General features: G+C 42.5%; 11 protein-coding genes and 1 pseudogene. 4 read left to right on the top strand and 8 right to left on the bottom strand.

Features of this window, described 5'->3' with window-relative positions:
* Nucleotides 1–5 precede the first annotated feature (5 nt).
* The 3 genes from N5E84_RS08205 to N5E84_RS08195 all read right to left on the bottom strand — a co-directional run bounded on the left by N5E84_RS08205 (nucleotide 6) and on the right by N5E84_RS08195 (nucleotide 1,761).
* Nucleotides 6–284 (bottom strand): SelT/SelW/SelH family protein, encoded by a 279-nt coding sequence (locus N5E84_RS08205; protein WP_017045494.1) that lies wholly within the window; start codon nucleotides 282–284, stop codon nucleotides 6–8.
* Between the two features lie 84 nt (nucleotides 285–368).
* Complete coding sequence (locus N5E84_RS08200; RefSeq protein ID WP_026027495.1) at nucleotides 369–884, bottom strand: regulatory protein ToxS; 516 nt, start codon at nucleotides 882–884, stop codon at nucleotides 369–371.
* A 10-nt stretch (nucleotides 885–894) separates the two neighbouring features.
* Nucleotides 895–1,761 carry a transcriptional regulator gene (locus N5E84_RS08195; RefSeq protein ID WP_017045495.1) on the bottom strand — a complete coding sequence of 289 codons (867 nt, stop codon included), beginning with the start codon at nucleotides 1,759–1,761 and terminating at the stop codon, nucleotides 895–897.
* A 257-nt stretch (nucleotides 1,762–2,018) separates the two neighbouring features.
* On the opposite strand from N5E84_RS08195, the gene htpG reads away from it, so the two are divergent.
* The 3 genes from htpG to hemH all read left to right on the top strand — a co-directional run bounded on the left by htpG (nucleotide 2,019) and on the right by hemH (nucleotide 5,970).
* The gene (gene htpG, locus N5E84_RS08190; protein WP_019282244.1) at nucleotides 2,019–3,926 is read left to right on the top strand and encodes a molecular chaperone HtpG; all 1,908 of its coding nucleotides are present in this window, start codon (nucleotides 2,019–2,021) and stop codon (nucleotides 3,924–3,926) included.
* Nucleotides 3,927–4,244: 318 nt separating this feature from the next.
* Nucleotides 4,245–4,889 carry an adenylate kinase gene (gene adk, locus N5E84_RS08185; RefSeq protein ID WP_013857306.1) on the top strand — a complete coding sequence of 215 codons (645 nt, stop codon included), beginning with the start codon at nucleotides 4,245–4,247 and terminating at the stop codon, nucleotides 4,887–4,889.
* Between the two features lie 115 nt (nucleotides 4,890–5,004).
* Nucleotides 5,005–5,970 carry a ferrochelatase gene (gene hemH / locus N5E84_RS08180; RefSeq protein WP_019282243.1) on the top strand — a complete coding sequence of 322 codons (966 nt, stop codon included), beginning with the start codon at nucleotides 5,005–5,007 and terminating at the stop codon, nucleotides 5,968–5,970.
* A 91-nt stretch (nucleotides 5,971–6,061) separates the two neighbouring features.
* On the opposite strand, the pseudogene N5E84_RS08175 reads toward hemH, so the two are convergent.
* Nucleotides 6,062–7,423 (bottom strand): annotated as a pseudogene (locus N5E84_RS08175) (peptide MFS transporter); the annotation flags it as partial.
* A 13-nt stretch (nucleotides 7,424–7,436) separates the two neighbouring features.
* Complete coding sequence (locus N5E84_RS08170) at nucleotides 7,437–8,744, bottom strand: IS4-like element ISVa16 family transposase (protein ID WP_029388402.1); 1,308 nt, start codon at nucleotides 8,742–8,744, stop codon at nucleotides 7,437–7,439.
* A gap of 437 nt (nucleotides 8,745–9,181) precedes the next feature.
* Between N5E84_RS08170 and rfaH the strand changes: the two genes are divergently transcribed.
* Nucleotides 9,182–9,682 (top strand): transcription/translation regulatory transformer protein RfaH, encoded by a 501-nt coding sequence (gene rfaH / locus N5E84_RS08165; protein WP_013857303.1) that lies wholly within the window; start codon nucleotides 9,182–9,184, stop codon nucleotides 9,680–9,682.
* 81 nt (nucleotides 9,683–9,763) lie between these two features.
* On the opposite strand, the gene asnB is transcribed toward rfaH, so the two are convergent.
* The 3 genes from asnB to N5E84_RS08150 all read right to left on the bottom strand — a co-directional run bounded on the left by asnB (nucleotide 9,764) and on the right by N5E84_RS08150 (nucleotide 14,601).
* A complete protein-coding gene (gene asnB / locus N5E84_RS08160; RefSeq protein WP_017045499.1) occupies nucleotides 9,764–11,428 on the bottom strand; it encodes an asparagine synthase B in 1,665 nt (554 codons plus the stop codon).
* A 272-nt stretch (nucleotides 11,429–11,700) separates the two neighbouring features.
* Nucleotides 11,701–13,287 (bottom strand): cation:proton antiporter family protein, encoded by a 1,587-nt coding sequence (locus N5E84_RS08155; protein WP_019282279.1) that lies wholly within the window; start codon nucleotides 13,285–13,287, stop codon nucleotides 11,701–11,703.
* Nucleotides 13,288–13,386: 99 nt separating this feature from the next.
* Entirely contained in the window at nucleotides 13,387–14,601 is a 1,215-nt protein-coding gene (locus tag N5E84_RS08150) for an ROK family protein (RefSeq protein WP_026028126.1), read from the bottom strand.

Genomic DNA, 14,601 nt, shown 5'->3' with positions numbered 1-14,601 from the left:
CTGATTTACCTGTTGTCTGAATGACCCAGATCTCGCTCTGGGTCAATGATATCTCGGACTCGTTGCTTAAGAACCTTTGCTTCAGGGAAACCACCATCATGTTTACGTTCCCAAATACGTTGTCCATTGCACATGATTTCAAATCGTCCCCCTGTATCAGGGTAGAGACGCACAGATTCAATTTCTTCACTAAAAGTATGCAGTAACTCTTGGCTTAGCCAAGTGGCTCGAAGCATCCAATTACATTGGCGGCAATAGTAGATCTCAATATTGGCTTTTTCCATGGTATACCTTTTGTGAAGAAGTAAGGGCCATACGCAACAAAGGATCTTTTCGACCCTTCATTGAAGTTACAGATTACTCGATGGCTAATTGATAAACAGCACTGTCGAACCATGGCTTAGGCTGGTGAGCAATAATGTTTTTTCATTGACGACATCAATACGTCGACTTTGTTGAGCATCCATCTTGAAAAATTGAGTAATCAGTTCTAATTGCTCAGGGGTAAAGTCCTTACTTTGACTAGAACTAATGTTTTTAAATTCGCTAGGCGATATCAATAAGTAGCTATCACTGATATCCCAGGTGCCGGTTTCTGAGATATTAATGAAACTTTCACTTTCACCACCCACGGCGAATAACTTCACATTTGACATTCTAATATAAGTACCGTTAGGTAAATATTTCACATTCGAATTGACATCAACCCGACGGATTGGCCCAACAGAATCATTCTGTTGACTGCGTTTTACCACAGTGACCATTTTAGATTGCCATTCTTGCGCCGTTAGGATTTGTTCTATTTTTAAATCACTGCCCCAGTATAACCAACTACTGAATAGTGCAGAGATAGCTAAGATGAGGGTTGCCACTTTTGGATTCATATTTATGCCCTTATTTACACACGTTGGCCAAATCATCTTGGTTAGCTAAAATTCGTAAAGTGACATTTTCACCCGAGAACTCAGAGCTATGGATGTAATTCAATACGAGCTGATTATTTTGACCACCAGTCGCAATCACCTGCTTAGGTGCCAGTTCTCCAGTATGTGATTCATTGTATTTTTTTACGCATTTTTCAATAGAAGGTAACCATTTGTTTAGGTCTGGATGATTGATGGGCGTATTCACAACTATGTTGTTATAAACCGCAATCTGTTTAAATTTTGATTGTGCAGGGCTAGTCAATAGGAGAGCCAGAATAGGTAAGAAAAGAGCCACAACCAACATCAATTTGCTTTGCAGTGTTAACTTTTCTTTCCCTATTTTTACTTTCGCGAGTGGATCTGTCGTCACGGTTTGGGATGTTGTCTCTTCGGGTTGCGAAGTGGTGTCCGCGTCAATGTCTTGGATAGACTCACTGGCCAGTAACGGTTCCTCTTCAGGCTCGTTGGTGGTGTTTTTTTGTGAGTAGGGGGTTGCTCGAGTCACCGAGGCGATCATTTGATAACCTCGTTTTGGCACGGTTTTAACGAATTCTGGTGATTTAGTTTGATCTTTCAACATCTTACGAAGTGTTGAAATCGCTTGAGTTAAGCTTGAGTCATCAACTTCAAAACCTTGTTCACGCCACACAAACTCATGCAGTTCATGGCGTGTAATGACTTCATTTGGGCGTTCACAAAGTAGAAGTAGAATTCGACTTTCGTTACTACCAAGGCGAACAGCCTCTTGTTCGTTTTCTTGTTCAAGCAAAGAGTTACTATTGGGATCAAACGTGAATCGGTTAGCAAGGATGAATTTTGTGCCTATGTTACTCATGATAATCTTCTTATTGTTGGCATGTTTAACCGTCCATCAACCTAGCCTGCTGGGGAAGCAATTGATGAAACATTATGCTAGTTTTTATTTTCTTTGATAAAAATTACGGCAAGCATAATCAAAATAAATGAAAAAAACAGTGTTTTTATGATTATTGACCTTGAATTTACAATTGCCAGCCTCATCTTACTAGCAAATCATCCTTGGTTGCACACTCTGTGTGTGAATGAAAATAACTCAGATGTTATGGAGCTAGTATGAGCGAAACGGCTACTACCAATAAAGAAACTCGTGGTTTTCAATCTGAAGTCAAACAGTTACTTCATCTTATGATTCACTCTCTTTATTCCAATAAAGAGATCTTCCTCCGCGAATTAATTTCAAATGCCTCTGATGCTGCGGATAAACTTCGTTTTCAAGCGTTGTCTAATGCCGATTTATATCAAGGTGATGCCAACTTAGGCGTTAAATTATCGTTTGATACCCAAGCGAATACGCTGACCATTTCAGATAACGGTATTGGTATGAGCCGCGAAGATGTCATTGAACATCTCGGTACGATTGCAAAATCCGGCACAGCGGAGTTTTTCTCTAAACTATCCCAAGATCAATCTAAAGACTCTCAGCTTATCGGTCAGTTTGGGGTGGGTTTTTACTCGGCCTTCATCGTCGCTGATGCGGTCACTGTAAGAACTCGCGCTGCGGGTTTACCCGCTAACGAAGCGGTTCAATGGTATTCACAAGGTGAAGGTGAATATACAGTCGAAAGCATTAATAAAGAGTCTCGTGGAACCGATATCATTTTGCACATGCGAGAGGAAGGCAAAGAGTTCCTTTCTGAATGGCGTCTGCGTGATGTGATTTCTAAATATTCAGACCACATTGGAATTCCAGTTTCTATCCAAACCAAGGTTCGTGATGACGAAGGTAATGAGACTGAAGAGATCCAGTGGGAACAAATCAACAAAGCACAGGCGTTGTGGACGCGTTCTAAGTCAGAAATCAGTGATGAAGAGTATCAAGAGTTCTATAAACATGTTTCCCATGATTATGCTGACCCACTGGTGTGGAGCCATAACCGTGTAGAAGGTAAAAACGATTATACCAGCCTACTTTATATTCCAGCGAAAGCACCTTGGGATATGATGAATCGTGATCATAAATCAGGCTTGAAACTTTATGTTCAGCGTGTATTTATCATGGATGATGCTGCGCAATTTATGCCGTCCTACTTGCGCTTTGTACGTGGCTTAATCGACTCAAACGATTTACCGCTTAATGTTTCACGCGAGATTTTACAAGATAACAAGGTGACTCAATCATTGCGTAATGCTTGTACCAAGCGTGTATTGACCATGCTTGAACGTATGGCGAGCAATGATGCTGATAAATATCAAACCTTCTGGAAAGAGTTTGGTTTGGTACTCAAAGAGGGGCCTGCAGAAGATTTTGCTAATAAAGAGAAGATCGCCAGCCTATTGCGCTTCGCCTCGACCGAGGTTGACTCAGCAGAGCAAACGGTTAGTTTAGCGGCTTATGTTGAACGGATGAAAGAGGGGCAGGATAAAATCTACTACCTCACCGCCGATAGCTATGCAGCGGCCAAAAATAGCCCACACCTAGAGCAGTTTAAAGCCAAAGGTATCGAAGTTATTTTAATGTTTGATCGCATTGATGAGTGGTTGATGAACTACCTCACTGAGTTTGATGGAAAAATGTTCCAATCCATCACCAAAGCAGGGCTAGATCTGAGCCAGTTCGAAGATGAAGCGGAAAAAGAGAAGCATAAAGAGACTGAAGAAGAGTTTAAATCGGTAGTTGAACGTACGAAGCAGTACCTTGGCGATCGTGTCAAAGAGGTTCGAACTACCTTTAAACTGGCAAGTACTCCAGCGGTTGTTGTGACCGACGATTATGAGATGGGTACGCAGATGGCAAAATTGCTTGCTGCGGCTGGTCAACCGGTACCAGAGGTGAAGTATATTTTGGAACTTAACCCTGAACATGCGTTAGTGAAACGGATGGCCGATGAAGCGGATGAGCAAGTATTTGGTCGCTGGGTTGAAGTTTTATTAGGTCAAGCGACGCTCGCTGAGCGTGGTTCGATGGAAGATCCGTCACAATTCTTAACCGCAATTAATCAGCTTTTGACTAAGGTTGAATAGCTAACTGGCTAACCAAAAGCTCGCAACTGCGAGCTTTTTGCTTTGAATAGCGATTCTCTGCTGAGAACGAGCGATATTTTAGGCAAACTTGCAGCGAACATCCGGCCAAGATTATATTCTTTAGTCTTAATCTGGTTAGTCGCTTAAATTTGTATGTTAGAATGCATCGCTTGAATGCGATCGGTAAGCTGTGTATGTTGCTCGCCGAATTATTATTCACTCATCTCATTACCGTTATACCGAAACTTACCGTTGGTTTTAAGTCTCATCTGGTTGTGAGCTTCGGTATAAATCATAATTTTCTAAAGAGGATTAAACATGCGCATCATTCTTCTAGGTGCTCCCGGTGCAGGTAAAGGCACTCAAGCTCAATTCATCATGGAGAAGTACGGTATTCCACAAATCTCTACTGGTGATATGTTACGTGCTGCGATTAAAGCAGGTACTGAACTTGGCAAAAAAGCGAAATCAGTGATTGATGCTGGTCAACTTGTTTCTGATGAAATCATCCTTGGCTTAATCAAAGAACGCATCACCCAAGCCGATTGTGAAAAGGGCTTTTTACTCGATGGTTTTCCTCGCACGATTCCTCAAGCTGATGGCTTAAAAGCAATGGGTATTAATGTTGACTATGTGATTGAGTTTGATGTTGCCGATGACGTTATTGTTGAGCGTATGGCGGGACGTCGTGCTCACTTGGCTTCTGGTCGTACCTACCACGCCATTTACAACCCGCCAAAAGTGGAAGGTAAAGATGACGTAACAGGTGAAGATCTTGTCGTTCGTGATGATGACAAAGAAGAAACCGTTCGTGCTCGTTTAGGTGTTTACCACGAGCAAACAGCGCCACTGATCACTTACTACGGTAAAGAAGCACAAATGGGTAATACGAAATACCTAAAATTTGATGGCACTAAGCCAGTTGCTCAAGTTAGCGCTGATATTGAGAAAGCATTAGCATAATTGGCTCAGTATAGGCTTGTTAACTTTGTTATAGTGGAAGCGACCTAAAGGTCGCTTTTTTTATGAACTTTCCTGCCGCGAATTCGTACTCAATAATTAACAATGAAATGGATGAATGGAAGTAATGCAAAATAATCAAAAACAGGGTGTGCTATTGGTTAACTTGGGAACGCCGAGTGAACCGACGGCATCGGCAGTAAAACGATTTTTAAGCCAATTTTTACATGACCAGCGTGTGGTTGATATGAATCGTTGGATCTGGTGTCCATTATTACATGGTGTGATTCTTCCGCTGCGAGCTCCCAAGGTTGCTAAGTTATATCAATCTGTTTGGATGGAAGAAGGCTCTCCTTTGATGGTGTACTCTAAACGCCAAGTGCAAGCGTTAGAACAGTATCTCGGTACACCAGTGGAACTTGGTATGACCTATGGTTCACCAAGCCTTTTAGAGGGTATCAACACATTATTGGAGCGTGGTGTTGAAGAGATTGTAGTGCTGCCTCTGTACCCTCAATATTCTGGTACTACTACGGCTGCCGTGTTTGATGGCCTTGCCAAAGCGATGAAACGTATCCCTGTGACGCCCAATTTACGTTTTATTCGTGATTATCATAATCACCCTGCTTATATACGATCTTTGGCGAGTAAAGTCCGTGACTCTTGGCAACGTAACGGGCAAGGTGACTATTTGCTTTGTTCCTACCACGGTATCCCTAAGCGATACGCCGATAACGGTGATATCTACCCACAGCACTGCCAAAAAACCACAGAACTTTTGGCACAAGAACTTGGTTTGAATGCTGACCAAATCGGCATGACCTATCAGTCTATTTTTGGACGTGAAGAGTGGCTACAGCCTTATACGGATAAAACATTAGAGGCTCTGCCAAGCCGCGGTATTAAAAAGTTGGATATCATCACACCCGCCTTCTCGGTGGATTGTTTAGAAACCCTAGAAGAGATAGCTGAGCAAGGTAAAGAAACTTTTATTCACGCTGGTGGAGAATTGTTTACCTGCATTGAGTGCCTAAATGATTCGGCAATGCATATAGAAATGATGGCTTCCTTAGTTAAGCGCTGATGAGTTGAATTCTTTTCTAGTACAAAAACGGTCACTATAACGTGACCGTTTGTCATTATTATTCTTGAATTACTACTAGGTGTATTTGAAGCTAAACTAACTGAGCTTGTTGCTCTTCAATTTCTTCAGCGTAGCTTGTGGTTCTTTCTGCACCGTGCATCCAACGAACGAGTGTGTTAGAGCACAACAGTAAAATGACGCCGCCAATGGTTGCTGTTACTGCAATACCGCTGAAGATAGCCATCGCACCAAGCTCTCCCACATGAGAACCTACATGGCCTGCTACATAATTCGCGATTGCGTTACAACCGAACCATGCTCCCATCATTAATGAAGCAAGGCGTAGTGGGGCTAGTTTAGTGACAAGCGATAGACCAATTGGTGATAGACACAGTTCACCCAAGGTATGAAAGAAGAAAGCACCGACAAGCCATAGCATTGATGTTTTTACGGTAGTGTCACCACCTTGCTCCATAACCGCACCAACCATACATAGGAAGCCTAGGGCTAGGAAGAACATCGCTAATGCAAACTTCATTGGCGAGTTTGGTTCACGCTTACCTAATTTTACCCATAATACGGCTAATACAGGGGCAAGAGTAATAATGAAAAATGGATTTAACGATTGGAACCAAGCCGCAGGTATCTCAAAACCACCCATCATACGATCAGTGTATTGCTGCGTGTAAATGTTCATTAAACCACCAGCTTGTTCGAAACCCGCCCAGAAAACAATAGTAAACAAACTCATCACAAGAATAACTTTGATACGATCTACTTCTGCTTTCGTTAGTGGTTCTTTATTTGCTGATTTTTTCAGTTTTAGATCGCGCTTAGCTGCTGGTTCGCGGCCAATATTACCAAGCCATGATTGAGCCATTGCCATTTGCATCACAAGGCTGATCAGCATACCAATACCAGCAGCCACAAAACCGGCTTTCCAACCAAATGAGTTAGTAACTGAACCAGAGATCACACCAGCAAGTAGCGCACCTAAATTGATCCCCATGTAGAAGATGGTGAACGCGCCATCACGACGGTTATCACCTTCATTATATAGGTCACCAACCATTGTTGAGATATTGGGCTTAAATAGACCGTTACCACAGATAAGCAGTGCAAGGCCTAAATAGAAAGTGTGTAGAGAGCCAATGCCTAGCACATCTGCAGGCAGTGCTAGCGTAAATTGGCCAATGGCCATTAACGCTCCACCCAATAAAATGGAACGTCGTTGCCCAAGATAGTTGTCTGCAAGGTAACCACCAATAAGCGGTGTGATGTAGACTAGGCCTGTATAGGTGCCGTAAAGATCGAGTGCATCTTTAGTCGACCAACCTAGACCGCCATTCATCGTTGCGTCTGTAAGATAAAGTACCAAAATGGCGCGCATCGCATAATACGAAAAACGCTCCCATAGCTCTGTGCCAAAAAGTAAAAATAGGCCCCTTGGGTGTAATGCCGTTCACTTAAGAGTGAACGGCATTTTTGTTCTTAGCATACCGTTGTGGTCTAGGCTTAACTGTTCTAGGGAATGTTCTTTCCCTTCGCCCTTCAAGTATTAAGCTTTCAGCCATGTTGTGAAAACCCTTTAACTGACGAGGTATTGCTCCTGGTGTTGAGTAAGGTAAGCCTACAAGTAACGCAGATACATGAGCTAATGTGCCGTTAAAACTCAGTTGATAAGGAAGGTAGTTTCCCTTTAAATTGAAGCAGAGCTCTACCATCTGATATCGAATTAAATTGTAAGTAAGTAAGATGCCCCATAACTCCTGCTTTACCAACTCTGGCAAACGACTTCGCAGCGTGAGACGGTTTCCAAGCATGTATTGTTTTTGCTCTCGGTAGCCTAGCTCTATCTCCCAACGATGCTCATAAAGACCAGTAATATCTTTTGATGGGTAACGCAGCGGATCTGTCATAGAAGTTAATACTTGGTAGTCTTTTCCTTTAATTTTACGAGTGACAAGTCGAGCGGTTATCGACTTTGGTAAATCAGACCATCGCTTTCTAGCTCTTGGATTACTGTGTAATTGAACAAGTTTGTCATTTCGCCCTAAAGATTGAACAATGTCATATTGTGTATTTTTCTTGAGGGGAATAAGCCAATGGCGCTCTGAGCCAGAGTCTTGCCATTTATGTAATAAGCCTAAAGAATAGAACCCCTTATCGAACATTGTCACGCTATGATTCGGTGTTGTTTCTATCAGTTTTTCAGCTAATACCATTTCGTTTGTATTGTAGTTATCAAAAGCACTGGCCGTGATAATATGACTGCTTAGTTCCATTTGGCAGACCATTCTCACTTGCGGATATTGTGTCCCTTTTTGTCGAGAAAATGCATTTTCATTTTGCGGGTTATCGGGCGTGCGCCAAACCACTCCATCGACGCCAAGAAGCGTTAATCCATTCCACTGGGGTAACTTTGCACTTTTTAACCATGAAGTCGTCATTTGCTCAAAGACCGCTTTAATTGCGCCTTCACCCAACGTCTTTCGACGTTGAGTCAACGCACTCGGTGCGACAAAAGCTTTACCCGTACGATCGACAATATCAAGCTGGTTAACTAAGTCTTTCATGGATTTATTGTTATAGATAGCCATTCCAACAAGTAACCAAACCATGGATTCTAGAGTTAATTTCCTCTTTCTCATCGTGACGGTATCAGTAAGAGAATAAGCTTCGTTGATGAGGTCAATTGGAAGTAAGTCAGACAAAGTCTCAACGTTGCTAGGTTTCCAATCATTAATTATGTTTAGAGCTTGGGAAACATCCATAAAAAAATCCAAGTGCATTAAATACACTTGGATTTTGACAGCTCTGAAGGATCGTTCAACCGATCCCTTTGGCCTTAACTGATCGGCATTAGCCCCTTGGGTGCCCAAAGTATTGATGTTGGTTTGTCATAAGAATTATTAGTATTTGAGATGAGAAAAATTGTGCTTTAGATATACATGGGCTTTTAGCGTATCGCAATGAGTAAAATCAGTATTTTATTCTGGCATTATTAACTAACTCATTGTTTTTGAAATGCATGTCTATCAATACTCAAAGTTTTGTTGCGTTATGAAAACTTATCTTTCATTACTGATTATTTGAATTTGCCTTGTTCGGACATTAAGGGTTTATTTTTGTGTTCAGTTTATTAGCCGTTTATTGAGGAGGAGGATGGTGTTAGGATTCAAGAAAAAGAAAAGCAGTAGCTAGGAATAAAATGAAACGTTGGTATTTGTTGTATTGTAAACGTGGCGATCAGAGGCGTGCTAAAGCACACCTTGAAAACCAAGGTGTCGAATGTTTCTACCCAGAAATTGAACTAGAGAGAATTCTTCGGGGTAAGCGGCAAGTTGTCAAAGAGCCACTTTTTCCCTCCTATATGTTCATTTACTTTGATTTTGAAATTGGCCCAACCTTTACCAGTGTGCGATCCACTCGCGGTGTGGTTGATTTCATCCGATTTGGTTCACATCCGAAGGAGTTGGACAGTGATTTGATCGAGGAATTGAAGTTACTCGACCAGTTGAAATTACCGGTAGCATCGTTCAATATTCCAGAAAAAGGGCAGGTAGTTCGACTTAAGGGTGGGCAGTTCTCAGGAATTGATGCCATTTACCAAGAGCCCGATGGTGAGACTCGATCGATTATGCTGGTTAAAATGATCAGCCAAGTGATACCGATGAGCATTGATAATAAGCATTTAGAATTAGATTCGTGATTGACTCTCTACGGTAAGCTCTTTAGACAAATAAAAGGCGCATTTTGCGCCTTTTATTTACTTTATTAGCCAGCGTTTTGGTTAGTACGCTTCATTATGCACCGCTTTGACAGCTCGGCCTGACGGGTCAATACAATTTTTAAAGGATTCATCCCACTCAATTGCTTTGGCGGAAGAACAAGCTACAGAAGGACCTCCAGGAACGCATTGTGCAGCAGACTCTAACGGGAACAGCTCTTCGAAGATCTCGCGGTAAACATACCCTTCTTTTGTCGCTGGAGTATTATATGGGAAGCGGTATTTTGCTGTTTCCATCTGTTGATCGGTAACTTTTTCTTCAGCAACACTCTTTAGTGTGTCAATCCAGCTATAGCCCACACCATCGGAAAATTGCTCTTTTTGACGCCAAGCAATCGAGGCTGGCAGATAATCTTCAAAGCACTCACGTAGAATGTGTTTTTCCATCTTGCCATTGCCACACATTTTGTCAGCAGGGTTAAGCCTCATTGCAACATCAATAAACTCTTTGTCTAGGAAAGGAACGCGTCCTTCCACTCCCCAAGCCGCTAAAGATTTATTAGCGCGAGCACAGTCAAACAAGTTCAACGCCAGCAGTTTACGCACAGTTTCTTCGTGGAATTCTTGCGCGTTTGGTGCTTTGTGGAAGTATAAGTAACCACCGAAGATCTCATCCGCTCCTTCGCCGGAAAGTACCATTTTGATACCCATAGCTTTGATTTTCCGCCCCATCAAATACATCGGAGTAGAGGCTCGAATTGTCGTCACGTCATACGTTTCAATATGGTAAATAACATCACGAATAGCATCTAAACCCTCTTGGATGGTATAAGTCATTTCGTGGTGTACAGTGCCAATTTTTTCAGCCACTTCACGAGCCGCTTTAAGGTCTGGAGCACCGTCTAAACCCACCGCAAAAGAGTGAAGCTGTGGCCACCATGCTTCTGATTGTTCATCATCTTCAATTCGCATTGCGGCGTAACGTTTCGCAATGGCTGACGTAATTGAAGAGTCCAATCCTCCAGAAAGCAAAACACCGTAAGGTACATCTGTCATCAGTTGGCGCTTAACGGCCGCTTCTAATGCTTGTTTTAGCTCTTCTTTACTGCTGCTATTGCCTTGGACTGCCGCATATTCATTCCAATCTCGAATATAGTAGCGCTGTGCGCCTGCCTCTTTCGAGCTGTAGTAACTACCAGGAGGAAATTCACTGATAGTTTTGCAAATGCTTACCAAAGCTTTCATTTCGGATGCAATGTAGTAGTTACCGTGTTCGTCATGGCCTTGGTAAAGAGGAATGATACCAATATGGTCACGCCCGATGAGGTACTCATCTTTTTCTTCATCATAGAGCACAAAGGCAAAGATGCCGTTGAGTTCTTCAAGTAGCGCGGCACCCATGTCTGCATAAAGCGCTAATATCACTTCGCAGTCAGAGTCGGTTTGAAAATCGTATTTGCCTTGGTAACGAGCACGAATTTCTTTGTGGTTATAAATCTCACCATTGACCGCTAATATGTGCTTTTTATTTGGGCTGTAAAGTGGTTGTGCGCCGCTGTTTAAACCGACAATAGAAAGGCGCTCATGAGCCAAGATTGCTTTTTCTGAAGCATAGATGCCAGACCAGTCAGGGCCGCGGTGCCGCATTTTTTTAGACATCTCTAGCGCTATTGGGCGTAACGCTGTTGCATCACTTTTAATATCAAGAATGCCAAATATAGAACACATACAACTTCCTTTTGATGATTTTTAATCTGTTGGACCTAATTTGCCATTCTGGTTAAAAAAAGCAACCATATGGTGTCGTTAATATCACATAAGACGTATCTTGGTGAATGTAATTTAAATAATGCTCACTTTATATGAATTTTTTCTATTTGTTTTCTATTTTTGAGCGATGGTGGGTAAATTATGCCCAACTAAGCTCTGGGGCCGTATTGAGTTGGGCATAGCAATGACAATGTTTTACCTAAAAATTGCGATGGCTTACCTAGACATTATTACGGTTTAGTAAAATTAGGTTGGAGTTGTTTACATACGTGACGGGCAAAACCGCTACCCGCTTCGCTATAGATGTTGAATGCTGCATCAACACCACTTTCCAATAGTGATTCCAATTGGTCTGGGTATTCGGCGATGGCTGCGATTTGTCCTTTAAAATTACGGTGTTGTAACTGCGATAGTGCGATTTGGTTACCCTGATGATGCGGCATAGCAAGTAGTACGAGTTTTACATTACCAGTGTCTAGAATACGCTCCCAAAAATCAGGGTCGGTTGCATCACCAGCAATAACATTGCGCCCTTGTGAGCGGTGATCATGAGCAACCTCTTCTCGGACTTCTATGCCTAAACTTATTTTGCCATAACGAGAGCGCAACTCATCATATGCACCGGTACCGATGCGGCCCATCCCTAATATGAGTACCTGAGCATGACCTGGATTAATTAATTGATCTTTGGTGTTGAGTTTTTCAGCGGCATGTTCTTTGAGCCATTGCCGTGAATGTTGATAGAGTTCATGGCCTTTACGGCTTATTGGGGCTGCGATTACAAATGAAATGGATACCGCAATGGCCAGTGCGACCAATATATCACCCGACATCCATCCCATTTTGAAAGCAAGTCCTCCCACAATCAGCCCGAATTCACTGAAATTGAATAAAGACAAGGTGGCTAACAGTGAGGTTCTCACTCGGAATTTAAAGCGGTTGAGTACCCAAAAATAGAGGATACCTTTGATGGGAAGCAGCAGTAAGAGCAACAATGCGAGCGCAAACCCAGTCATTGTGGGCTGTTCTGATAGTCCAATATTGAGGAAAAAGCAGACGAGAAACAGCTCTTTTAGATTAAAGAGTGATTTTGACAGCTCAGATGCTTTGCGATGGCCTGCTAGCAGCATGCCTAAAATCAGAGCACCAAGATCGGGTTTCATCCCAACCAATTCAAATGATCCTGCTCCGACCACTAAGGCAAAAAATATACCAAACAGAACAAGCATTTCACCGTGACCAACCCAGTCGAGCAGTTTGTAAAATAGTGGCCGCATAAAGGGTAGGATCAATAAAGTGGCAGCGTACCAATGAGGAAGTTTTCCTGTCGAGACGGTTAAAAATATGACAGCAAAGATATCTTGCATCACAAGAATACCGATGGCGATAGTGGCGTATGTCGCGTTCATTTCTCCTTTCTCTTGCAGTGATTTCACCGCAAAAACAGTACTGGAGAATGACAAAGCAAAACCAAGCAGAACTAATTGTTCAATTGACATCGAGGCCAGAGAGCTAACCCCTAAATATTTGAATATCAATAAAGCAATGCTGAAAATCCCTGTCGAAAGGAGGTTATGAACCGTGGCACCAGCCCAAATCTCTCTCGCAAATAAGGTTTTAATCTCTAGCTTAAGTCCAATTGTGAACAGCAATAAGGTAACCCCTAGATCGGCTAGGGTCAGAATGGTATCGCTGCTGTGGTAGCCAGCAGCATTAAGGCCAAACCCAGCAACTAAAAAGCCAACCAACGGAGGTAAATTGCATTTCAAGGCAATAAACCCTGCGAAAAAAGCCGTTGAAATTAGGATAAGTTCCATAAATTCCTTTAGTAATGCTTTGGTTTAAAAATAATGTTTTGGTTGTAAAAAAGGCTGTGTCATGACGACACAGCCTTTTATTATAATTCAATCGGTTGCTTAATCGCCAAGTAATTTTTGAAGTAAAACACCATTTAACATTGCCCGTTTAATCATAGCAAATGCACCTATGGTTGGTTGTTTATCAATCTGCGACGCGACTATGGGTAAATTGGTGTGGAAAGTTTTGAGTGATTGATTCTCTACATTTCGTTGAATCGCGGGGAATACGATCTCTTGAGCGGCTGTAATTTGACCTGCAATTACCACTTTTTGTGGGTTGAACAAGTTAATGGTCATCGCAATGGCTTTACCGAGTTGATTACCCACTCGAATTAAGCTCTGTTTTGCTAGCTCATCACCGAGATTGGCGTGCTCACATACATCATTGATGGTAATGCTCTCTATATTCGCTAGGCTAGATTCATAGCCCTGAGCAATCAGTTTTTTAACACGAGATATAATAGCCGGGTTTGCGGCTACCGTTTCTAAACAGCCGAAATTTCCGCATTGACACTGTTCGCCGAGTGGGTCGATTTGAATATGACCAATTTCACCTACGTTACGGTTATAGCCTAGGAATACTTGACCATTGACGATAATGCCAGCCCCAGTTCCTCGGTGAACGCTGACTAGGATAGAGTCTTGACAGTCTTTGCTGGCACCAAAATAATGTTCGGCAAGCGCCATACCGCGCACATCGTTGCCAACAAAACATTCAACATGAAAATTATCACGAATGATGTCACCTAAAGCGAGTGCATCAATAGCAATGTTGGGCATGTATTCTACGACACCCGTTTCTGGGTTGACTAAGCCGGGTAGGGCAATACCAATGGCAATGAACTGTTCGATTCGCTCTTGCTGTTGTTTGATAAAGGTATTGAGGTGGAAAAGGAGCCCCTCAATTAATTGTGTTTGGTGAGAATAGTGAAACTCGTGATAGTCCGACGCGAGTTCTTTACCCCCTAAATTATACAGGCTGAGCTGAATGTAATCTCGGCCTAAACGTACGGCGACAGAGTGAAAAGGGGCGACTTCGGTTGTTAAGGAGATGGCTCTACGTCCGCCAGTAGAGGCTTGTTGTGCGACCTCTTTAATGAGGCCGCGTTCTAGAAGTTGGCGGGTTATTTTTGTAACACTTGCTGGAGCAAGTTGGCTCACATCGGCAACTTGAATACGAGATATCGGACCTTGTAGGTCGATCAATCGGTACACTGCTGCGCTGTTGAGTTGTTTGACTAAATCTACGTTACCTATTTGTCCGCCATTCAT

The sequence above is a fragment of the Vibrio sp. J502 genome, assembly GCF_025397955.1.
GTDB classification, from domain to species: domain Bacteria; phylum Pseudomonadota; class Gammaproteobacteria; order Enterobacterales; family Vibrionaceae; genus Vibrio; species Vibrio anguillarum.
Note: the sequence above shows the minus strand (reverse complement) of the source record. Positions and strands in the feature narration are given on the sequence as shown.

Bases quoted from the DNA above. Each gene is read 5' to 3' on its own strand.
- N5E84_RS08170 (WP_029388402.1), bottom strand. From the start codon at position 8,744: ATGGATGTTTCCCAAGCTCTAAACATAATTAATGATTGGAAACCTAGC.
- N5E84_RS08150 (WP_026028126.1), bottom strand. From the start codon at position 14,601: ATGAATGGCGGACAAATAGGTAACGTAGATTTAGTCAAACAACTCAAC.
- N5E84_RS08205 (WP_017045494.1), bottom strand. From the start codon at position 284: ATGGAAAAAGCCAATATTGAGATCTACTATTGCCGCCAATGTAATTGG.
- N5E84_RS08195 (WP_017045495.1), bottom strand. From the start codon at position 1,761: ATGAGTAACATAGGCACAAAATTCATCCTTGCTAACCGATTCACGTTT.
- hemH (WP_019282243.1), top strand. From the start codon at position 5,005: ATGGAAGTAATGCAAAATAATCAAAAACAGGGTGTGCTATTGGTTAAC.
- htpG (WP_019282244.1), top strand. From the start codon at position 2,019: ATGAGCGAAACGGCTACTACCAATAAAGAAACTCGTGGTTTTCAATCT.
- rfaH (WP_013857303.1), top strand. From the start codon at position 9,182: ATGAAACGTTGGTATTTGTTGTATTGTAAACGTGGCGATCAGAGGCGT.
- adk (WP_013857306.1), top strand. From the start codon at position 4,245: ATGCGCATCATTCTTCTAGGTGCTCCCGGTGCAGGTAAAGGCACTCAA.
- asnB (WP_017045499.1), bottom strand. From the start codon at position 11,428: ATGTGTTCTATATTTGGCATTCTTGATATTAAAAGTGATGCAACAGCG.
- N5E84_RS08155 (WP_019282279.1), bottom strand. From the start codon at position 13,287: ATGGAACTTATCCTAATTTCAACGGCTTTTTTCGCAGGGTTTATTGCC.
- N5E84_RS08200 (WP_026027495.1), bottom strand. From the start codon at position 884: ATGAATCCAAAAGTGGCAACCCTCATCTTAGCTATCTCTGCACTATTC.